The following is a 20,904-nucleotide window of genomic DNA, read 5'->3' as shown; positions in this document are numbered from 1 at the left end:
CGGAGCGTGGTTGCGGGGCGCTCGTGCGGCGGGTCAGGCGGCGGGTGATCCGGTCGGTCCTTCCGTCGTGAGGACGACGTTCCGCGGCTCCTCCCCGGCGACGAACCGGGTGAGCTGGCCGACCAGCAGACGCTTGGCGCGGGGCAGGAAGGCCGAGGTGGGTCCGCCGACGTGGGGGCTGATGAGGACACCCGGAGCATGCCAGAGGGGATGTCCCGCGGGCAGCGGTTCCGGATCGGTCACATCGAGGGCCGCCTCGATCCGGCCACTCTCCAGCTCCGCGAGGAGCGCCTTGGTGTCGACGACGGCGCCGCGCGCGACGTTCACCAGCAGGGCGCCGTCCTTCATCCGGGCCAGGAACTCCGCTCCCACCAGGCCCTTCGTCCCTTCGGTGAGCGGCGTGGAGAGAATCACGACATCGGCGTCGGGGAGCAGCTCGGGCAGTTCGGTGAACGCGTGCACCGCCCCGCGCTCCGTGGTGCGTGCGGAGCGCGCGACGCGTACCACCCGCGCGCACTCGAACGGCGTGAGCCGGTCCTCGATGGCGGCGCCGATCGAGCCGTAGCCGACGATCAGCACGGACCGGTCGGCGAGCGCCGGGCGGAAGCCGGAGCGCCACTCCTCGCGGTCCTGGCCCCGTACGTAGCCGGGAACGCCGCGCAGGGAGGCGAGGGTGAGCGTGAGGGCGAGTTCGGCCGTGCTGGCCTCGTGGACGCCCTTGGCGTTGCACAGCCGTACCCCGGCGGGCAGCGCGCCGAGCGCGGGCGCCACGTGGTCGATGCCGGCGGAGAGCGTCTGGACGACGCGTACGGACGTCATCGCGGCGAGCGGCCGTATCGAGACCTCCGGGGGCCGCATGTACGGCACCACGTAGAAGGCGCACTCCGCGGGGTCGGCGGGGAACGCGTCCTGGCCGTCCCAGTGGAGGTACCGGGGCCCCTCGGGGAGTCCCTCGATCGTCTCGGCCGGAATCGGGAGCCATACGTCAGGAGTCATGGTCAGGAGGCTATGCGACGCCCCCGGAACGGAACCGGCGGCGGGTCCCGGGGAAGATCTTCGGGCGGGTCCTGGAGGCGGGACCCGCAGGTCGATGGGGTTAGCTTGAAGGCGGCACGAAGGGGGGACTTGGCGTTGGAGCGCAGGACAATCGGTGCGGCGGCGCTCGAAGTGGGCGCGGTCGGGCTCGGCTGCATGCCGATGCACTGGGCCTACACCACCTCCCAGCAGCACGGCGACCGCTCGCTGCGCACGGTGCACGCGGCGCTGGACGCCGGTACGAGCCTGCTCGACACCGCCGACATGTACGGCCCGTTCACCAATGAGCTGCTGCTGGGGCGGGTGCTCGGGCAGCGGCGCCCGGACGCGTTCGTCTCCACCAAGTGCGGGCTGCTCGTGGGTGATCAGCACATCGTGGCCAACGGTCACCCGAAGTACGTACGGCGGGCCTGTGACGCCTCGCTGCGGCGGCTCCAGACCGATGTGATCGATCTCTACCAGCTCCACCGCGCCGATCCCGAGATACCCGTCGAGGAGACGTGGGGGGCGATGGCCGAGCTGGTGGGCGCGGGGAAGGTGCGGGCGCTGGGGCTGTGCGCGGTGGGTGCGCGGGCGGCCGGCGCGGGGGCGCGGGTGGCGCGCCGCGGGCCCGGCGAGGATCTGCACGCGGGAACGATTCGTCAGTTGGAGCGCGTGCAGCAGGTGTTCCCGGTGAGCGCGGTGGAGGCGGAGCTGTCGGTGTGGTCGCCGGAGGCGCTGGAGCGGCTGCTGCCGTGGTGCGAGGCGCGCGGCATCGGCTTCCTCGCGGCGATGCCGCTGGGCAACGGTTTTCTGACGGGCACGCTCACCCCGGGGCAGGGGTTCGAGCCGGACGACGTGCGGGCCCGGCATCCGCGGTTCACGGCGGAGATGATGGCCGCGAACCAGCCACTGCTGGTGGGGTTGCGGCGGGTGGCGCGGCGGTACGGGGCGACGCCGGCGCAGGTGGCGCTGGCGTGGGTGCTGGGGCGGGGGCGGCATGTGGTGCCGGTGCCGGGGGCGAAGCGGGAGCCGTGGGCGGTGGAGAACGCGCGGGCGGCCGAGCTGGCGCTGACGGCGCGGGACGTGGCCGAAATAGCGGCCCTGCCGCCGGTACGGGCCTCCTGGGAGTAGGCCCGTACCGGCGGACGGTACGGGGCCGCCGGCCCGGATCGGCGACATCGGTCCACGAGTTGGGGAACTTCGCGGGGGCACGCGGTGTAAGAACAGGTAGAACCGCAGCCTTCGAAGGGACCGGCACCGTGAAGCGTTCAGCAAGGACGGCCGTGGGGGCCGCCGCCGCCCTTCTCCTGGCGACGGGGTGCTCCTCCGACGAGGGGGTGGGCCCGGCGTTCGAGCGCGGCCCCTCGTCGGCGGCGTCCGCCTCGGCCTCGGCCTCACGGGAAGCGGCGCCCAGCGCGTCCCCCGCGCCCGCGAAGGGCTCGGTGAAGGTGGTGTCGACGGTCACCGAGGGGCTCGCCTCGCCGTGGGGGCTGGCGACGCTGCCGGACGGCGATCTGCTGGTCTCCTCGCGCGACGAGGGGACGATCACCCGGGTCGACGCCGGGACGGGCGGGAAGACCCTGATCGGTTCGGTGCCGGGGGTCGCCCCGGCCGGGGAGGGCGGTCTGCTGGGGATCGCGGTCTCCCCCACGTACGCCTCGGACCAGTTGGTCTACGCCTACTTCACCACCGCGGGGGACAACCGCATCGCGCGGATGTTCCACGACACGAAGAAGCCCGCCGGGCAGCAGTTGGGCGCGCCCGACACGGTGCTGCGGGGCATCCCCAAGGGCACCATCCACAACGGCGGCCGGATCGCCTTCGGGCCGGACAAGATGCTCTACGCGGGCACCGGCGAGACGGGGGACACGGGGCTCGCCCAGGACAAGGAGTCGCTGGCCGGAAAGATCCTGCGGATGACGCCGGACGGCGAGCCCGTGCACGGTAATCCGGAGGCGGATTCCCTGGTGTATTCGCTGGGGCACCGCAATGTGCAGGGCCTGGCCTGGGATTCCGAGAAACGGCTGTGGGCCGCGGAATTCGGGCAGAACACCTGGGACGAGCTGAATCTGATCGAGCCGGGAAAGAATTACGGCTGGCCGGTTGCCGAGGGGAAGGCAGGGAAGGCGGGCTACGTCGACCCGGTGGAACAGTGGAGGACGAGTGAGGCGTCGCCCAGCGGTATCGCGTACGCGGAGGGCTCGATCTGGATGGCGGGGCTGCGCGGGGAGCGCCTCTGGCGGATTCCGCTGGCGGGCCGGGAATCCTCGGCCGACCCCCAGGCGTTCCTGGAGGGGGAATACGGCCGTCTGCGTACGGTGCTCGCCGCCGGTGGCGACCGGATGTGGCTCGTGACCAGCGAGACCGACGACCGGGGCACGCCTCGGGCGGGGGACGACCGGATCCTTCTGCTGGAGGTCTCGTAGTTTCGTAGCAGTGCGTATCAAGAGGGTGAGCATGCTGTGTTCAACATGATCGAGGAGATTTTCGCCCCGGGCCGCAAGCACACGCACGAAGAACAGAAACGACTGGAACTGAGCAGGGTGGATGTCGACGACAACGACCCGGGCCGGGGACCGATAGACCTCTCCTCGGGAAAGGTCACGATAAGAGTCCCTGGCGAATCCGCGGCAGCGGCGGACGGCGCGGAATAGCCGTCCGTATTCAGGCCGCCAGGTCCGGGAAGAGGCGCAGCCGGTGGGCGAGCGCCGCCGCCTCCGTACGGCCCGACACCCCCAGTTTGGCCAGGATGTTGGAGACGTGGACGCTGGCGGTCTTCGGGGAGATGTACAGCTCCTCGGCGATCCTGCGGTTGCTGTGCCCGGCCGAGACCAGTCGCAGGACGTCCTGCTCGCGGCGGGTGAGCCCCAGCTCGCGCAGCGGATCGGCCGTGGCGTCCCGGCCTCCCCCGCCGCGCCGGGTTTCCGGTACGCGCCCGGAGGTCCGCCCCGTACCGCCCGGGGAGGCCGCGCCGAGGCCGATCCTGGCCCGTCCGGCGAGGAGGGTGATCTCCTCGGCCAGCGGGCGCGCGCCGAGCTCCGCAGCGGTGGTGTGCGCCAGGTCGAGCAGGGCCGCCGCTTCCGTACGGTCGGCGCCCGAGTCGAGCAGGGCCGCCGCCCAGCGCAGCCGGGTGAGCGCCAGCTCGTAGGGGCGGTCCACGTCGTGGAAGGCGGCCACCGCGCGCGCCCAGAGCTTCGGCTCCTGCCGGCCTTCCGCGCGCGCGAGTTCGGCCTCCAGCATGAGCCCGTACGCCGCCCAGACGGGCACCAGCGTCGGCAGCCGCTTGGCGTGGGTACGGACCGTCGCCAGCACCCGCGCACGGCCCTCCTCGGCGCCGGGCAGCCCTCTGGCGTCCGCCTCGATGGCCGCCGCCGTACAGAGCAGCGGCAGCGCGTAGCGGTGGGTGCCGATCGGGAAGCCGCCCGTGGCCATCCGCTCGAACTCGGCCCGCGCCTCGGTCAGCGCGCCGCGCCGGGCCGCCACGACCATCGTCAGCCGGGCCGGGGTGATGATGTGCTGCGGCTGGAGGTCGTGGGTGCCCAGGAAGCCGCGGTTCAGCTCCACCTGGCGCTCCGCCTCGTCGAAGTCGCCCCTGCACACGGCGAGTTCCGCGCGGCGTACGGCGAGCAGGGCGCGTGCCTTGTTGGACCGCGCCAGCTCCACGGTCTCGTCGAGGACGGTGTCCGCCTCCGGCCAGCGGCCCAGGGAGAAGAGGGACTGGGCCAGATTCGTACGGACCCACGCCTCCGTGTCGGTGAGTCCGCGCCGGTGGCTGAAGGCGATGCCCTCGCGGGCGGTCGTCACCGCCTCCTCCGAGCGGCCCATGCTCTCCAGCGTGGACGGCAGGTTGTTGCTGGCGCGGCCCAGGATGGCGACGGCGCCCAGCTCGGCGGCCCGGTCGCGCGCCGCGTAGATCTCGGCGATGCCCTCCTCGACGCCGCCCGCGTCGGCGGTGAGCCAGCCCCGGGTGAGCCGGGCGTGCAGTTCGGTGTGCTCGGCGCCGACCAGCCGGGCGTACTCCACGGCCCGGTCGGCGGCGGCCAGGCTCTCGGGGCCCGGCCGGTGCAGGGCGCCCCAGGACGCGACATTGGCGAGGACCTCCGCGTGCACGGCGGAGGGCTGGAGTCCGCGCACCAGCTCCTGGGCGCTCGCCAGTTCGCTCCAGCCGTCGCCACGGGTGAGGTCCTGGACGAGCCGGGAGCGCTGGATCCAGAACCAGGCGGCGCGCAGCGGGTCCTTCCCCTCCGACTCGCCCTTCAGGAGGCGCATGGCCTTCTTGGCTATCGCCAGGGCGCGTTCGCGCTCGCCGCTGGAGCGCGCGGCGACCGTCGCCTCGGCCATCAGGTCGAGATAGCGCAGCGGGGACGCCTCGGTGGGGCCGCCGCAGGGCGGGTAGACCTCGATGTCGTCCGGCGGGCGCAGGGTGGCCCGTACCTCCCGTGAGGCGTCGTCCCACAGCTCCATGGCCCGTTCGAGCAGGCGCAGTTGCTCGGCGTGCGCGTACCGCTCGCGGGCCTCCACGGAGGCGAGGAGGACGGCGGGCAGCGCCTTCGCCGGGTCGTGCGCGTGGTACCAGTGGCTGGCGAGGCGGGTCGTCCGCTCGTCGGCCCTGACGAGCGAGGGGCCGGCCTCCAGCACTTCCGCGTATCTCCGGTTGAGCCGGGAGCGCTCGCCGGGCAGCAGGTCGTCGCTGACGGCCTCGCGGACGAGGGAGTGGCGGAAGCGGTAGCCGTCCCCGTCCGCCGTCGGCAGCAGGATGCTGGCGCCGACGGCGGCCCGCAGCGCCTCGATCAGCTCGTCCTCGGGGAGTCCGGCGACGGCGAGCAGCAGCCGGTACTCGACGGTGGTGCCGCCCTCGGCGACGATCCTGGCGACCCGCTGGGCGTCCTCGGGCAGCGTCTCGACCCGTACGAGCAGCAGATCGCGCAGGGAGTCGCTGAGCCCGGTGCGGCAGCCCGACCCGATGGAGCAGGCCAGCTCCTCCACGAAGAACGCGTTGCCGTCGGAGCGTTCGAAGATCTGCTCCAGCAGGTCGGGGCCCGGCTCGGCGGCGAGGATGCCGGTGAGCTGGCTGCGTACCTCGGCGCGGTTGAAGCGGGGCAGTTCGATACGGCGGACGGAGCGCAGCCGGTCCAGCTCGGCGAGGAGCGGGCGCAGCGGGTGGCGGCGGTGCAGGTCGTCGGCGCGGTAGGTGCCGATCACGACGAGCCGGCCGCGGCGCAGGGAGCGGAAGAGATAGGCGAGGAGATGGCGGGTGGAGGCGTCCGCCCAGTGCAGGTCCTCCAGGATGAGCACGATCGTACGGTCGGCGGCGAGCCGCTCCAGGAGGCGTGCGGTGAGCTCGAAGAGCCGGGCGGTGCCGTCCTCGCCCAGCGCGCCCCGGTCGGAGTGACCCAACTCGGGGAGGATCCTCGCCAGTTCGTCGTGCTGGCCCTCGGCCGCGGCCATCAGCTCGTCGGGCAGCCGGCGGCGCAGCGAGCGCAGGGCGGTCGAGAAGGGCGCGAACGGCAGTCCGTCCGCGCCGATCTCGACGCATCCACCGATCGCGACGACGGCCTTCTCGCCGCAGGCCGCCCGGTGCAGCTCCTCGACGAGGCGGGTCTTGCCGACGCCCGCCTCGCCGCCGACGAGCACGGCCTGGGGCTCGCCCGCGGTGGCGCGGGCGAGCGCTGACGTGAGGGCGGTGAGCTCGGCCGACCTGCCGACGAACACCGGACTGAGCGACCTGGTCTCCACATCGCTGAGCATCGCACAGCCCTCTGACATCGCGGCACTTGTTATCGGGCGGGGCGGCCTGCCGGGCGGCGGTCGGGCGGGCGGGCCGCTTGTCGGTCGGGCGGTCGGGCGGTCGAACGAGGGGCGGGGTCAGGCGGCGCGGTCGAACCGGCCGCGGAGTTGTCTCACCCGCCCCTCCGGGGCGTTGCCGGCGTTTCGCCGGGCCCAGCGGCGGGCCGCGCCGGCCTCCCGGACGAGCCGCTCGTGCTCGGCCCTGCGGATCAGTTCGGCGGCGTGGATCTTCTGGAGTTCGTACTCGAACATCGGGGCTCCCTGGAAGCGAAGGCGGTGGGGCATCTGGTGATGCCTCTACCTTCGTCTCCCAGGGGAGGGGGCCGCATCGGGAGAGTGCCGCATCTTGGCGGGTCCCGGGGCCTTAGAAAGCGGGGCCGGACATACGTACGGCCTAAGGCCCCGGCGGCGGAAGCCGCTCAGACCTTAGACCGAGTGGGGGGGCGGAGGGACGTGGGGGGAAGCGGCCTCAGGCGCCGGTGGCCGGCAGGGCCGCGAAGAGGTCGAAGTACATGGCCGTGGAGATCAGCAGCCCCAGGAAGCCGAGTACGGCGCCGGCGAGCGCGAAGGGCCGTACCCATCCCTCGCGCCGGGGCAGCGTCAGCACGATCACGCCGAGGAGCAGGGCCACCAGGGCGACTCCGCCGTTGACGGCGGCCGTGACGTGCCAGGCGTCGCCGTAGATCGCGGAGATCTGCTGTTCGGCGGTGGCGGACTGGCCGGTCTTGAGCTGTCCTACGAGGCCCTGGCGCTCGGCGAGGACCTTGCTGGTCCAGGTGCCGGTGAGGGCCACGATGCCGAGGCAGACGGCGACGACGGCCGCCGCGGCGGCGCCGAGACCGGACGACGCGGCGGGGGCGCCGTCGAGGAGGTCCAGCTCGTCGTCCTCGCCGGCCGCCTCGTCCTCGTCGAGGTCGGCGGCCGGGGCGGCGCCGGTGGGGGCGGCGCCGGCGGCCGGGGTGTCGCCCGGGACGTCGCTCACGGTCTCGCTCGGGGTGTCACCCGGGGTGTCGCTCTTCTTCAGGTCGGCCTTGGACTCGGCCGCCTTGGTGGTGGGGGCCTCGGCCGTCTCCGGCTCGGGGGTCTGGGTCTCGGGGGTGGACTTCATACGTCGCACGCTAGGGGCCATTTCTGAGAACTTCCTGAGAACGCGGAAATTCACTCCCGCGCACACCCGTATCGTGATCAGCGGTTGATCAGCTCGGCGTACCGGACCGTTCGCGCCACTCCGGGGCGAGGACCGACCAGACCTCCGTGTCCTGGCGTACGCCCCGGTACGGGTAGTTCTGCCGCAGCACCCCGTCCCGGGTCATCCCGAGCCGCTGGGCGACCCGGATGCTGGCCGCGTTCTCGGAGGAGACCCGCCATTCGACGCGGTGCATCCCGCGCTCCTCGACCGCCCAGTCGATGAGGACCCGGGCGGCGCGGGTGACCAGGCCGCGCCCCGTCGCCGCGGGCTCCAGCCAGCAGCCGACCTCGCAGGTCCCCGCGGGCGCGTCGAAGATACGGAAGAGCACGCCGCCGACGAGGGTGGGGCCGAGCCAGATCCCGTAGATGCGTCCGGTGTCGGCCGCCTGCTTCTGCGCGTACGAGGTGAGCAGCGCCCGCGCGGACTCCAGGTCCGTGACGGCCCGGGCGAGCTGGATGTGCTCGTCCACCAGGTCCCTGGCGCGGTCCATGTGGGTCAGGAACTCCTCGGCCTGCCAGCTCTCCAGCGGGCGCAGGCGGGCCTCGTCACCCAGCGGTACAGCGAACATGATGTTTCCCCCGTGCGGTGCGTCTCGTGATGGTTCACCGGGCGAGCGGTGTGTGCTCGCGCGGCACGGGGATCTTCGCACCTTCGGGGGAGTCCGGCGCCTCAATTTCGCCGGATTCCGGCGCCTCGATGCTGATGCGCGGGAGCCGGCGGTCCACCGCACGGGGCAGCCACCAGTTGGCGCCGCCGAGCAGATGCATCAGGGCGGGGACCAGGAGCGTACGGAGCACGAAGGCGTCCAGCGCGACCGCCGTGGCCAGCGCGATGCCGAACATGGCGATGACGCGGTCGCCGCTCAGCACGAAGGCGAGGAAGACCGAGATCATGATGACCGCCGCCGAGTTGATCACCCGGCCGGTCTCGGAGAGCCCCACGCGCACGGCCCGCGCGTTGTCACCGGTCGCCAGCCACTCCTCGTACATCCGGCTGACCAGGAAGACCTGGTAGTCCATGGAGAGCCCGAAGAGCACCGAGACCATGATCACGGGCAGGAAGGGTTCGATCGGGCCCGCGCTGCCGAGCCCTAGCAGCTCGCTCCCCCACCCCCACTGGAAGATCGCGACGACGACTCCGAAGGACGAGGCGACGGCGGCCACGTTCATCAGCGCGGCCTTGAGGGGGATGCCCACGGAGCGGAACGCCAGCAGCAGGAGCAGGGAGCCCAGGGCGATGACCACCCCGACGAAGAGCGGGAGTTTGCCGACGATGATGTCCGCGAAGTCGTCGTAGCTCGCGGTGACGCCGCCGACGTACACGGCGAGGGAGGTGCCCGTCGCCGCCGCGGGCAGGACGTCGCCACGGAGCCGGTCGACCAGGTCGCTGGTGTGCCGTGACTGCGGCGACGACTCCGGTACGACGGTGAGCAGCGCGGTGTCACCGCTGCCGTTGAGGACTACAGGGCCGACCGAGGCGACGCCCTCGGTGGTGCGGAGCGCGTCGGGGAGCTGGTCCAGGGCGAGCCGGTCGGCGGCGCTGTCGAGGTGCGCGACCAGCGTCAGCGGCCCGTTGACGCCGGGTCCGAACCCTTCGGCGAGCCGGTCGTACGCCTTGCGGGTGGTGGCCGTGGCCGGGTTGTTGCCCTGGTCGGAGGTGCCGAGGTGGAGCGCGAAGGTGGGCAGCGCGAGGACCAGCATCACCACGGTCGCGACGGCGCCCAGCAGCTTGGGGTGGCGTTCGACGAAGAGGGACCAGCGGACGGCGAAGCCGGTGGGGCGTTCCGGCCGCGGCCCGTGGGCGGCGAGCCGGGCGCGCTGGCGCCGGCTCAGCGCGCGGGTGCCGATGAAGGAGAGCAGGGCGGGCAGCAGGGTCACGGACGCGGCGACGGTCAGGACGACCGTCAGCGAGGCGGCGATCGCGACCCCGTTGAGGAAGCCGAGGCGCAGGATCAGCATGCCGAGGAGGGCGATGCAGACGGTGGCTCCGGCGAAGACGACGGCCCGGCCGGTGGTGGCGACGGCGTTCGCCGCGGCCTCGGGGACGGTCAGCCCGCGCTGGAGGCCCTTGCGGTGCCTTACCACGATGAACAGCGCGTAGTCGATCCCGACGCCGAGCCCGATGAGCAGACCGAGCATGGGCGCGAAGTCGGCGACGGTCATGACATGGCCGAGCAGGACGATGCCCGCGTACGCGGTGCCGACGGAGACCAGCGCGGTCGCGATGGGCAGCAGTCCGGCGGCGAACGAGCCGAAGACGAGGAAGAGCACGACGGCCGCCACGGCCACGCCGACGATCTCGGCGGTGTGCGCGGAGGTGGCCTCGGTGAGGGCGACGGCGCTGCCGCCCAGCTCGACCTCCAGGCCCTTCTGCGCCTCTTCCACGGAGGTCGCGGTGGAGACCAGCGCGCGTGCCTGGGAGAGCGGGATGTCGTCGGCCTGCCGGTCGAAGGTGACCCGCGCGTAGGCGGTACGGCCGTCCGCGCTGATCTGCTCGGCGCCCTCGGCCGCGTACGGGCTCACGACGGAGGAGACGCCGGGCAGCCCGGCGACCTGGCCCAGCATCTCCCCCGTACGCAGCTCGACGCCTGCGTCGCGGACGGAGCCGCGCTCCGTGTGCCAGACGATGGTGTTGCTGTCGCCGCCGAGTCCTGGGAACGCCGCGCCGAGAAGCTGGGTGGCCCGTCCTGACTCGGTGCCGGGGACCTCGTAGTCGTTGGAGTACGAGGTCCCCATCACGCCCGCGGCGGCCGAGGCGCCGCCGAGCGCGAGCAGCCAGAGGAGGACGGCGAGAAGCCGGTGGGTGACGCACCATCGCGCGAGGGCTGCCAAGGACTGCTCCCTGAGTGGTTCATGGATCTTTACCGGGAACGGCCCGTGGGGGAGCCCGCAAAGAACGCGTGACCTACGGAGAGCTACTATCGCAGCCGAAAGAGATCCTTAGTGATCCTTTGTCCTATTGGTGGCCTTACTCACAGTAAGGTGCCGTCTCGTGGCGCGGGGCGTGTCAACCCGCGACGCTCGCCCGCCCGTTCTCGATATGGCCCATGAGCCGGCGGCGGAACGGGGCGGCGGACCCCTCGGCGGCGTCGGTGGTGACCTCGATGTCGTACCAGCCGTGCGCGTCGGCCGCCGAGTGCACGACGCGCCTGTCGCGGCCCGGCTTCACCGTGATCCGGCGCGTCCAGCCGTCCAGGTCGGCCTCGTCGACGTACCCGAGGGGCCGCACGGTGAAAGTGACAGGACGCGTGCCCCGGTTGGTCAGGGTGAGGTGCAGATCGCGGTCGTGGTGGTCGACGGACGAGGCGACCTCGGGCCCGTCACCGGCGACCGGACCGGAGAACTCGCGGCGGAAGCCGTTCGGCCCGGTGATCGTGAAACGGTAGGTGTCGCGCTCCGCACCGCTCCGGCCGGTAAGGGGTACCGTCCATTGCGCCCTGCCCCTTACATCGCGGTGCTGCGGGATCGCGAACTCGCCGGCGTACGGGTAGAGCGCGAAGTGGGCGCTGGCCGGGCCCGTGTTGCTGAGCGCGACCGTGAACGCCCGCCCGTCCGCGTCGACCCGCCCGTACGCGTCCGGCTGGTACGGCAGCGGCCTGGCCGGGCGCGCGCCCTTCTCCGGTACGGGCATCCGCTGCTCGGCCGGGGGTACGGGCTGCCAGCGGCCGGTGAACGGCGGGATCGCGCCCGGCTGTTCCACCTCGGGCTGGACGCGCCCGCGCCGGAAGTCGAACGCCGAGGTCAGATCGCCGGTGACGGTGCGCCGCCAGGGGGTGATGTTGGGCTCCGCCACGCCCGTCCACCGCTCCAGGAAGCGGATCACGGATGTGTGGTCGAAGACCTGCGAGCAGACGTAGCCGCCCACGGTCCAGGGCGAGACGACCAGCAGCGGCACCCGGACACCGAGCCCCGTGGGGCGGCCCTGCCAGCGCTCGTCGGGGTCGTCCACGGGCGGCACGGGCGGCGGCACATGGTCGAAGAAGCCGTCGTTCTCGTCGTAGTTGATCAGGACGACGGTCTGCCGCCAGACGTCCGGGTGCGCGCCGAGCGCGTCCAGCACCTGGTAGACGAGGGAGGCGCTGGCCACCGGCGACGAGGAGCCGGGGTGCTCGGAGTCGACCGCGGAGGGCACCAGGTACGACACCTCGGGCAGCGTCCCGGCCGCCACGTCGGCGCGGAACGCCGCGGCGAGCGTCCCGGTCTCGACCCGGCGCAGCCCCCGCTCGAAGAGTGACCGTTCGGGGGCGGTGAGCGCGGCGACGCCCTCCTCCAGCGCGGCGAGCAGCCTGGCCCGCTCGGTGGCGTCCTCGGTGTCGCGTACGGCGGCGTAGAACGCCTCCATGTAGGTGAAGCCTGCGGCGCCGCGCGGTCCGGTCAGGGCGCGGGCCCGGGTGAGCGCCTTACGGGCCACGTCCTTGAACGTGGTGAAGAACTCGATGTTGTTGTCGGTGAAGTTCTCCCACTCGGTGTACGTGCGCCAGCTCCGGCCCGCCTTCTCCAGCCGCTCGGCGTAGGTCGGCCACGGGTAGCCGGGGTGGGTGCCCTCGTCGTACGCGTCGTTGCCGACGGCGCGCCGCCCGTCGGCCTCGAAGCCGGTCCAGCCGCTCCAGAGGTGGTTGCGGTTGGGGCTCGTGGAGGTGTGGACGGAGGAGTGGTAGGCGTCGCAGACGGTGAACGTGTCCGCCAGCTCGTAGTGGAGCGGGATGTCGCGCCGGTCGTAGTGGGCCATGGTGGCGGCCGTCTTGGCGGAGACCCAGCCGTCCATCCAGCCGTTGTTCCAGGCCGCCGCGCCGCCGTCCCAGGAGTGGTCGAGGGCGCCGATGTACTGGAGGTCCTCGCGCTGTGCCGCGGCGGCGTCCCGTACGGAGAACGGCAGGACGGTGCCGCCCGCCGGGGCCGGCTGCGCGAACACGGGCTTCCCGGAGGGCAGCTCGACGGCGTTGCGGTCGCCGAAGCCCCGTACGCCGCGCAGGGTGCCGAAGTAGTGGTCGAAGGACCGGTTCTCCTGCATGAGCACGACCACGTGCTTGATCGCGCCCAGCCCACCGGGCGCGGGACCGGCGGCGAGCGCCGCCTGGAGGGACGGCGGCAGTACCGAACCGACCGCCGCCGCGCCCGCGGCGCCCGAGCCGAGGGCGAGCACTCTTCTGCGCGACATCTCTCCGCGCGACATCTCCGGTGACATGTCCGGGACGGTAGTGAGAGCGGATGGCAGGGGGAAGACCCGGGCGCGTCCATGAGGTGAACGTCCACGGGGCACGCCGCTCTTGGGTCCCGCGCCTACCCGCCTGCTTCTTCCTCGCCCGCTTCCTCCTCGCCCGCTTCCGCCCCGTACGGCCAGACCAGCAGGACCGGGCAGGTCGCGTGGTCGACCACGAAGCGCGTGGCACGGCCGAGGCTGTGCGGCCCGGGACGGTCGCGCTCGCCGTCGCGCGCGCAGATCAGCAGATCCGCGCCGGCCGCCGCCCGTACCACCTCGTGCTCCTCCCGGCCGTGGTGTTCGAGGAGTTCGCAGGGCCGGCCGAGCCGGTGCGCGGCGGCTTCCAGCAGATCGGCCGCCGCCGTACCGGAGAGGGCTTCGAGCCGCGCGCCGGGGTCGCGGTCCGGACGGTGCCCCCGGCCGAGGAGCCCCGTGTAGGCGTGGTGCGCCGCGGCGGCGATCTCGGCGTCGCTGACGTGGAGCAGCACCACGGCGTCGTGCGGGGCGCGGTCGCGGGCCGCGTCGACACAGGCGGCCCAGGTGGACTCGGTGATCCAGACGAGCGTGGTCCGCTCCACGGTGGTCAGCCTCCGATCAGTCGCAGCGTGCCCCAGAGTGCCACGGTGGAGACGGCCAGCGTGGCAGGCACGGTCAGCAGTCCGAGCCGGGTGAAGTGACCGAGCTGGGGCTCGGCGTCGTGCTCGTGCAGGATGCGCCGCCACAGCAGCGTGGCGAGCGACCCGACATAGGTCAGGTTCGGGCCCAGGTTGACCCCGATCAGGGCGGCGAGGACGGGCCCGGGGCCGGCCGGGGCGAGGACCGGCAGCAGCGCCAGGATGGCCGGGAGGTTGTTGATCGCGTTGGCCAGGACGGCGGCGATCGCGGCGATCGCCAGCAGCGAGAGCAGGGAGGAGCCGCCGGGCAGCAGCCAGGAGATCCCGGTGTCCAGGCCGTTGTCGACGACCGCCTTGACGACGACGCCGAGCGCGAGGACGAAGAGGCAGAAGAGCGGGGACGCGGCGCGGACCAGCTTCACAGGAGTCGTACGCCGCTGCCGCAGGGCGCGGACGGCGAGGACGGCCGTACCGGCGACGGCCGCCCACAGCGGTTCGATGCCGGCGAAGGAGGTGACGGCGAACCCGGCCAGCGTCAGCCCCAGCACGACCAGGGTGAAGACCGGGAGGTCGCGCCGTTCGTCCGTCTTCGGGGGGTGCGCCCCGGCGGCCAGGTCGGCGGCGAAGAAGCGGCGGAAGACGACGTACTCGACGGCGATCGCGGCCAGCCAGGGCAGGGCCATCAGCGCGGCGAACCGGGTGAAGGAGAGCCCGCTCGCGGTGAACGCCAGCAGATTGGTCAGGTTGGAGACCGGCAGCAGCAGGGACGCGGAGTTCGCGAGGTGCGTACAGGCGTAGACGTGCGGCCGGGGCCGGGCGCCGACCCGCGCCGCGGTCGCGAAGACCACCGGGGTGAGCAGGACGACGGTGGCGTCCAGGCTGAGTACGGCGGTGATGACGGCGGCGACGGCGAACACCCCGCCGAGCAGCGTGCGCGGTCTGCCGCCGCACAGCCGCGCCACCAGATCGCCCGCCGCGGTGAACAGCCCCTCCTCGTCGCAGAGCTGGGAGAGGACGAGTACGGCCGCGAGGAAGACGACGACGGGCAGCAGGGTGTGCGTCTGCTCCCACGCCTCCTCCGGCGAGACGGCCCCGAGGGCGACGACCAGCAGGGCCGCGGGGACGGCGGCGACGGCCTCGGGCAGGCCGCGCGGGCGCGCGACGGCGAACGCCAGCACGGCGAGCAGCAGGGCGACGGAGACGATCTCGGCGGCGACGGTGTTCACTGGGATCTGCTCTGCCTCGTGATCGTGGTGGTTCGGAACGGCCCGGCGCGTTCGCGAAGGGGTGGGGTGGGCTGGGCTGGGCTGGGCACGAAGGTACGGCGTACGAGGCCACCGGCGACGTACGAAGCCACTGGGGGCGGCGCACCGTTTCCGGTGCGCCGCCCCCAGTGGCGTACTGCGTGTGTGGTGTACGGGCCGGGATCAGCCCTCGACGCCCAGCTTCTCCAGGATCAATTCACGCACGCGCGCCGCGTCGGCCTGGCCGCGCGTGGCCTTCATGACCGCGCCGACGAGCGCGCCCGCCGCCGCGACCTTGCCGGCCCGGATCTTGTCGGCGACGGCCGCGTTGGCCGCGATCGCCTCGTCCACGGCGGCGCCGAGCGCGCCGTCGTCGGAGACGACCTTGAGGCCGCGCTTCTCGACCACGGTGTCCGGGTCGCCCTCGCCCGCGAGCACGCCCTCGATCACCTGGCGGGCCAGCTTGTCGTTGAGGTCACCGGCCGCGACGAGCGCGGCGACACGGGCGACCTGCTCGGGGGTGATGGGCAGTTCGTCCAGCGCGCGGCCCGACTCGTTGGCGTTACGGGCCAGCTCGCCCATCCACCACTTGCGGGCCTGGTCGGCCGGGGCGCCCGCGTCGATCGTGGCGACGATGGACTCGATCGCCCCCGCGTTGAGGATCGACTGCATGTCGTGCTCGGAGACGCCCCACTCCTCGCGCAGCCGGTTGCGGCGTACCCGCGGCAGCTCGGGAAGCGTGCCGCGCAGCTCCTCCACCCAGACGCGGGACGGGGCCACGGGGACGAGGTCGGGCTCCGGGAAGTACCGGTAGTCCTCGGCGTTGTCCTTGATCCGGCCGGAGGTGGTGGAGCCGTCCTCCTCGTGGAAGTGGCGGGTCTCCTGGAGGATCGTGCCGCCGCCGTTCAGCACCGCGGCGTGGCGCTGGATCTCGAAGCGGGCGGCGCGCTCGACGCTGCGCAGCGAGTTGACGTTCTTGGTCTCGGAGCGGGTGCCGAACTCCTCGCGGCCGTTGGGGCGCAGGGACAGGTTCACGTCGCAGCGCATCTGGCCCATCTCCATCCGGGCCTCGGAGACGCCGAGCGCCTTGATCAGCTCGCGCAGCTCGGCGACGTACGCCTTGGCGACCTCGGGGGCGCGCGCGCCGGCGCCCTCGATGGGCTTGGTGACGATCTCGATGAGCGGGATGCCGGCGCGGTTGTAGTCGAGCAGGGAGTGGGACGCGCCGTGGATCCGGCCCGTGGCGCCGCCGACGTGGGTCGACTTGCCGGTGTCCTCCTCCATGTGGGCGCGCTCGATCTGCACGCGGAAGGTCTCGCCGTCCTCCAACTGGACGTCCAGATAGCCGTTGAAGGCGATCGGCTCGTCGTACTGGGAGGTCTGGAAGTTCTTCGGCATGTCCGGGTAGAAGTAGTTCTTCCGGGCGAAGCGGCACCACTCGGCGATCTCGCAGTTGAGCGCGAGCCCGATCTTGATGGCGGACTCGACGCCGATCGCGTTGACGACCGGGAGCGATCCCGGCATGCCCAGACAGGTCGGGCAGGTCTGCGAGTTGGGCGCGGCGCCCAGCTCGGTCGAGCAGCCGCAGAACATCTTGGTCCTGGTGCCGAGCTCGACGTGGACCTCCAGGCCCATGACGGGGTCGTACGCCGCGAGGGCGTCCTCGTACGACACAAGTTCAGTGACGGTCACAGGTACTTCTTCCTCATCAATGCTTCATCGGTGTCGGCCAGCCAGCGCTGGTAGGACGACAGCTTTCCGAGTACGGAGAGATCCACTTCGTCGGCGAGGCGGGCGAAGTAATCGCCGGGGTCGGACCGCCGTGCCTTCTTCAGTACGTTCGCCAGCACGCGCTTCGGGTGAGCGGGATGGCCGGGCGCCGGGTTTCCCTGTTCCACGTCGGCGGGGTGGGGATGCGGATGCGCCGACAGGTCGGCGGCCGGCTGTACCCGGGTCAGCGCGGCCCGGTCCGCCAGTACCCACGACTCGGTCATCACCCGGGGACCGAGCAGCACGGGCGCCGCCGCCTGCTTCGGCAGCGCGGACAGCGCCGCCAGCAGCCCGTGGGCGTCCGGAATCTCCTTGTGGTCCCGATGGACGAAGAGTACGTCGCACCGCTCGGCCAGTGCCGTGGCCGCCCGGAGGAGAGCCTTCGGCTCGGCCGTGGTGTGGACCGGAGCCGTCTCGCAGGGGGTGAGCACCTCGGTGGCCTTCAACGCCCTGGCGTGCAGCGTTTCCTCCAGTTGCCGGATGATCAGCCGTTCGAGGAAGAGCAGGTCGCTCGGGCCCTCCACGAGCAGCCCGAACCTGAGCAGGCGTACGCGGCTCACGCGATCACCTGGCCCATGGACTCCAGCAGACGCTTCACCTGCTCGGCCGTGACGGTGTCGCCCGGCCCCTCGTCCGCCGTGGGGGTACGGACGGGACGGGCCCGGGTCACGGTCGAGACGCCGGTGCGCGCCGGGTCGACGTGCGACGCCTGCTCCAGGAGGACCAGGCTTCCCGAGGCGTCGTCGCGCAGGGCGGAGAGCAGTACGGGAGAGTGCGTGGTCGCGATCAGTTGCCGGAAGCCGTACGTCCGGGTGACCCGGTCGGTGAGGCCGGGGAAGTCGTCCACGTCCCTGCGCAACCGCCTCACCAGCTCGGCGATCCGGGTCGGGTGCAGGCCGTTCTCGATCTCCTCGACGGCCAGCAGGCCCGCCCGCCGGTCGTCGTACCAGGCGGCCAGCAGGGCGAGGACGCGCATCGTGCCGTCGGACAGCATCGGCGGGGAGGTCCAGCCGGTGTGCCGGAACCGTACGTCGAAGTCGTACTCGCCGCGCCGGTCGTCGAAGAGCGGCCTGATCCCGGACGCCTCCGGGATCAGCGCGGCCAGGTCGGCCTCCATGTCGCGCAGCTCTTCGGAACCGAGACGGTGCAGAACGCCCGCCAGATTGCCGCCGTTCGCCAGGAGCGTCAGCTCGTCGCTGCCGCCGAACGGCCGGCGCATGGCGGCGGGATCGAGGGCGATCCGCTCCCAGGTCGCCGTCTCGCTCGCGAGGTGCCCGAGGAGTTCCTGGGCCGCCTGCGTCGTGGGTCCGCTGTTGGTGGAGTCCCTGCCGCTGAGCGGGGCCCAGTCCGCCCCGTTGCGCTCCACGAACGACGTTCTCGCCGCGGCGAGCGCCGCGCGCAGCGGCGCCGGGACCGCCAGCCGGTCCATCCACTCCGTACGGGTGAGGCTGCTCACCCACACCCGCCCGCCGCGCCAGGTGGCCTTCACCGGTCCGGGCGGGGCGCCCAGCCGGTCGACGGCGAGCCGTACGACCAGCGGGAGCGGTCCGTACGCGCTCGGCACGATCATGCCGATCTTGATCGTCAGGTCGGGCGCGGTGAACGCGCCGCCGGCCCCGTCGGCGTGGTGGAAGAGGTCGCGTGCGGCGAGCCGGGGGTTGTCCCCGTCCAGCGCTCTCGGCAGCCCGGTCGTCACCACGCGCCGGACGAAGTCCAGGGCGTCCAGGAGGTTCGACTTGCCCGCGCCGTTGACACCCATCAGCACGGTGCAGGGGCGTACGTCCAGGGCGAAGCCGACGAACGACTTGAAGCCGTCGATCTCGATGCGGGTGATCACCAGGTCACCTCCTTCCGTGGCAACGGTGGCAACAGCGGCGGCGGTACGCCGCGGTGCGGGTGCCGGGGCCCGCGAAGGCCCCGGCAACCCGTGCGGTCAGCCCAGCAGGACGTCGTCGTCGCCCAGGCGCTTCAGCTCGCGGTACAGGATCGCCAGGCCCGTGACGATGGCCACCGCGGAGACCGCCGCGTCGACCAGCCGGAGCGTGTCGTTCTCCTTGCGGGCCAGCTTGGCCTGCTTCACGACGCCGAAGGCGCCGAGCGCGGTGCTGCCGATGGACAGGTATGTACCGGTCTTGGACTTCTTGAAGCCCTTGGCCTTGCTCATTGCACTGGTCACAGTGACGGTGCCTCCTCCAGCAACGGGTGTCCCCACCTTTCCACGAAGGCCGCTTCGACGGCGGCACCGACCTTGTAGAGCCGGTCGTCCTTCATGGCGGGGGCGACGATCTGCAGACCGACCGGGAGGCCGTCCTCCGGCGCGAGGCCGCAGGGCAGCGACATGGCCGCGTTGCCCGCCATGTTGACGGGGATGGTGCACAGGTCCGCGAGGTACATCGCCATCGGGTCGTCGGTGCGCTCACCGATACCGAAGGCGGTGGTCGGGGACGTCGGGGAGACGATCACGTCGACCTGCTCGAAGGCCCTCTCGAAGTCCCGGGTGATGAGGGTGCGGACCTTCTGGGCCGAGCCGTAGTACGCGTCGTAGTAGCCGGAGCTGAGCGCGTACGTGCCCAGGATGACGCGGCGCTTGACCTCGTCGCCGAAGCCCGCCTCGCGGGTGAGGGCGGTGACGTCCTCGGCGGAGCGGGTGCCGTCGTCGCCGACGCGCAGGCCGTAGCGCATGGCGTCGAAGCGCGCGAGGTTCGAGGAGCACTCGGACGGCGCGATCAGGTAGTACGCGGCCAGGCTGAGATCGAAGGACGGGCAGTCCAGCTCGACGATCTCGGCGCCCAGCTCCCTCAGCAGCTCGACCGACTCGTCGAAGCGCTGGAGGACGCCCGCCTGGTACCCCTCGCCCCTGAACTGCTGGACGACGCCGACGCGCATCCCGGCCACCGAGCCGTTGCGGGCGGCCTCGACGACCGGCGGGACCGGTGCGTCGATGGAGGTCGAGTCGAGCGGGTCGTGGCCCGCGATGACCTCGTGCAGCAGCGCGGTGTCCAGCACCGTACGGGCGCACGGGCCACCCTGGTCGAGGGAGGACGAGAAGGCGACCATGCCGTAGCGCGAGACGCCGCCGTACGTCGGCTTGACGCCGACCGTGCCGGTGAGCGCGGCGGGCTGGCGGATGGAGCCGCCGGTGTCCGTGCCGATGGCCAGCGGCGCCTGGTACGAGGCGAGCGAGGCGGACGAGCCGCCGCCGGAGCCGCCGGGGATCTTGGTGAGGTCCCAGGGGTTGCCGGTCGGGCCGTACGCGCTGTTCTCCGTGGAGGACCCCATGGCGAACTCGTCCATGTTGGTCTTGCCGATGATGACGACGTCCGCGGCCTTGAGCTTCTTGGTGAGCGTCGCGTCGTACGGCGGGAGCCAGCCTTCGAGGATCTTGGAGCCGACCGTGGTCGGCATGCCCTCGGTGGTGAAGATGTCCTTCAGCGCGACCGGGACGCCGGCCAGCGGGCCGAGCTTCTCGCCCGCCGCCCGCTTCGCGTCCACGGCGCGCGCCTGCGCCAGCGCGCCCTCGCGGTCGACGTACAGGAAGGCGTGCACCTTCTCGTCGACGGCCTCGATCCTCGCGAGGTGCGCCTCGGTGACCTCGACGGCCGTGAGGTCACCGGAGGCGATCCTCGCGGCGATCTCGGCGGCGGTGAGCTTGATGATGTCCGTCTTGACGGTGTCGGTCATGACTGTTTAGTCCTCCCCCAGGATCTGCGGCACCTTGAAACGCTGCTGCTCCTGGGCAGGGGCGCCGGAAAGCGCCTGCTCGGGGGTGAGCGACGGGCGGACCTCGTCCGCGCGCATGACGTTCGTCAGCGGCAGCGGGTGGGAGGTCGGCGGAACGTCTTGGTCGGCTACCTCGGATACGCGGGCGACCGCGCCGATGATGTCGTCGAGCTGTCCGGCGAAGTGGTCGAGCTCTTCGGCCTTCAGCTCCAGACGCGCCAGCCGGGCGAGGTGGGCGACCTCCTCGCGCGTGATGCCAGGCATGCAGCGATCCTCAGGGGTGAGTGTGATTGGGTTTTCGCCCAATCCTATGGGCGGGCACCCCTGCTCACGAAACGGCCGGTCCGCCCCGGAGCTCCGCCCC

18 protein-coding genes are annotated in these 20,904 nt (G+C 72.3%); 3 read left to right on the top strand and 15 right to left on the bottom strand.

All coding sequences use genetic code 11. The features are described 5' to 3' along the window. Nucleotides 1-33: 33 nt before the first annotated feature. The gene (locus tag ACIO3P_RS37540; protein ID WP_401791059.1) at nucleotides 34-996 is read right to left on the bottom strand and encodes a 2-hydroxyacid dehydrogenase; all 963 of its coding nucleotides are present in this window, start codon (nucleotides 994-996) and stop codon (nucleotides 34-36) included. 135 nt (nucleotides 997-1,131) lie between these two features. Here ACIO3P_RS37540 and ACIO3P_RS37535 point away from each other — a divergent pair, with 135 nt between their 5' ends. The 3 genes from ACIO3P_RS37535 (at nucleotide 1,132) to ACIO3P_RS37525 (ending at nucleotide 3,671) form a co-directional block, all read left to right on the top strand. Further along, on the top strand, nucleotides 1,132-2,148 hold the full coding sequence (locus ACIO3P_RS37535; RefSeq protein ID WP_329822120.1) for an aldo/keto reductase: 1,017 nt from the start codon (nucleotides 1,132-1,134) through the stop codon (nucleotides 2,146-2,148). 128 nt (nucleotides 2,149-2,276) lie between these two features. Next, complete coding sequence (locus ACIO3P_RS37530) at nucleotides 2,277-3,443, top strand: PQQ-dependent sugar dehydrogenase (protein ID WP_401855563.1); 1,167 nt, start codon at nucleotides 2,277-2,279, stop codon at nucleotides 3,441-3,443. Between the two features lie 45 nt (nucleotides 3,444-3,488). After that, the gene (locus ACIO3P_RS37525; protein ID WP_329822149.1) at nucleotides 3,489-3,671 is read left to right on the top strand and encodes a DUF6191 domain-containing protein; all 183 of its coding nucleotides are present in this window, start codon (nucleotides 3,489-3,491) and stop codon (nucleotides 3,669-3,671) included. A 10-nt stretch (nucleotides 3,672-3,681) separates the two neighbouring features. Here the strand turns inward: ACIO3P_RS37525 and ACIO3P_RS37520 are convergent, their stop codons facing one another. From ACIO3P_RS37520 to gatC, 14 genes are all read right to left on the bottom strand, one after another. Further along, nucleotides 3,682-6,765, bottom strand: a complete 3,084-nt coding sequence (locus ACIO3P_RS37520) for an AAA family ATPase (protein WP_401855566.1) — start codon at nucleotides 6,763-6,765, stop codon at nucleotides 3,682-3,684. Nucleotides 6,766-6,882: 117 nt separating this feature from the next. Then, on the bottom strand, nucleotides 6,883-7,056 hold the full coding sequence (locus tag ACIO3P_RS37515; protein ID WP_329822117.1) for a hypothetical protein: 174 nt from the start codon (nucleotides 7,054-7,056) through the stop codon (nucleotides 6,883-6,885). A gap of 217 nt (nucleotides 7,057-7,273) precedes the next feature. Continuing rightward, complete coding sequence (locus tag ACIO3P_RS37510) at nucleotides 7,274-7,912, bottom strand: hypothetical protein (RefSeq protein ID WP_401855568.1); 639 nt, start codon at nucleotides 7,910-7,912, stop codon at nucleotides 7,274-7,276. 88 nt (nucleotides 7,913-8,000) lie between these two features. Continuing rightward, complete coding sequence (locus tag ACIO3P_RS37505) at nucleotides 8,001-8,561, bottom strand: GNAT family protein (RefSeq protein WP_329822115.1); 561 nt, start codon at nucleotides 8,559-8,561, stop codon at nucleotides 8,001-8,003. A 34-nt stretch (nucleotides 8,562-8,595) separates the two neighbouring features. Further along, nucleotides 8,596-10,824, bottom strand: coding sequence for an MMPL family transporter (locus ACIO3P_RS37500; RefSeq protein WP_401855569.1), 2,229 nt, complete (start codon nucleotides 10,822-10,824; stop codon nucleotides 8,596-8,598). Between the two features lie 175 nt (nucleotides 10,825-10,999). Beyond that, on the bottom strand, nucleotides 11,000-13,177 hold the full coding sequence (locus tag ACIO3P_RS37495; protein WP_329822113.1) for a phosphocholine-specific phospholipase C: 2,178 nt from the start codon (nucleotides 13,175-13,177) through the stop codon (nucleotides 11,000-11,002). Between the two features lie 95 nt (nucleotides 13,178-13,272). Further along, a complete protein-coding gene (locus tag ACIO3P_RS37490; protein WP_329822112.1) occupies nucleotides 13,273-13,770 on the bottom strand; it encodes a universal stress protein in 498 nt (165 codons plus the stop codon). A gap of 5 nt (nucleotides 13,771-13,775) precedes the next feature. Continuing rightward, nucleotides 13,776-15,032, bottom strand: a complete 1,257-nt coding sequence (locus ACIO3P_RS37485; RefSeq protein ID WP_329822111.1) for an SLC13 family permease — start codon at nucleotides 15,030-15,032, stop codon at nucleotides 13,776-13,778. 201 nt (nucleotides 15,033-15,233) lie between these two features. Beyond that, nucleotides 15,234-16,742, bottom strand: coding sequence for an Asp-tRNA(Asn)/Glu-tRNA(Gln) amidotransferase subunit GatB (gene gatB, locus ACIO3P_RS37480; RefSeq protein WP_329822110.1), 1,509 nt, complete (start codon nucleotides 16,740-16,742; stop codon nucleotides 15,234-15,236). Beyond that, nucleotides 16,739-17,380: a hypothetical protein gene (locus ACIO3P_RS37475; protein WP_401855573.1), complete on the bottom strand. Its 642-nt coding sequence runs from the start codon at nucleotides 17,378-17,380 to the stop codon at nucleotides 16,739-16,741. Before ACIO3P_RS37475 ends, gatB begins: the two co-directional genes overlap by 4 nt. Further along, nucleotides 17,377-18,657, bottom strand: coding sequence for an ATP-binding protein (locus ACIO3P_RS37470; RefSeq protein ID WP_329822108.1), 1,281 nt, complete (start codon nucleotides 18,655-18,657; stop codon nucleotides 17,377-17,379). Before ACIO3P_RS37470 ends, ACIO3P_RS37475 begins: the two co-directional genes overlap by 4 nt. 96 nt (nucleotides 18,658-18,753) lie before the next feature. Next, nucleotides 18,754-18,984 (bottom strand): hypothetical protein, encoded by a 231-nt coding sequence (locus ACIO3P_RS37465; protein WP_399301022.1) that lies wholly within the window; start codon nucleotides 18,982-18,984, stop codon nucleotides 18,754-18,756. Nucleotides 18,985-18,992: 8 nt separating this feature from the next. Continuing rightward, on the bottom strand, nucleotides 18,993-20,501 hold the full coding sequence (gene gatA, locus ACIO3P_RS37460) for an Asp-tRNA(Asn)/Glu-tRNA(Gln) amidotransferase subunit GatA (RefSeq protein WP_329822106.1): 1,509 nt from the start codon (nucleotides 20,499-20,501) through the stop codon (nucleotides 18,993-18,995). Between the two features lie 6 nt (nucleotides 20,502-20,507). Then, nucleotides 20,508-20,804, bottom strand: coding sequence for an Asp-tRNA(Asn)/Glu-tRNA(Gln) amidotransferase subunit GatC (gene gatC / locus ACIO3P_RS37455; protein ID WP_010984178.1), 297 nt, complete (start codon nucleotides 20,802-20,804; stop codon nucleotides 20,508-20,510). Between the last annotated feature and the right edge of the window lie 100 nt (nucleotides 20,805-20,904).

It is taken from the genome of Streptomyces sp. NPDC087310, assembly GCF_044744405.1.
Lineage (GTDB): Bacteria > Actinomycetota > Actinomycetes > Streptomycetales > Streptomycetaceae > Streptomyces.
This window is presented reverse-complemented; position numbering and strand designations above follow the sequence as displayed.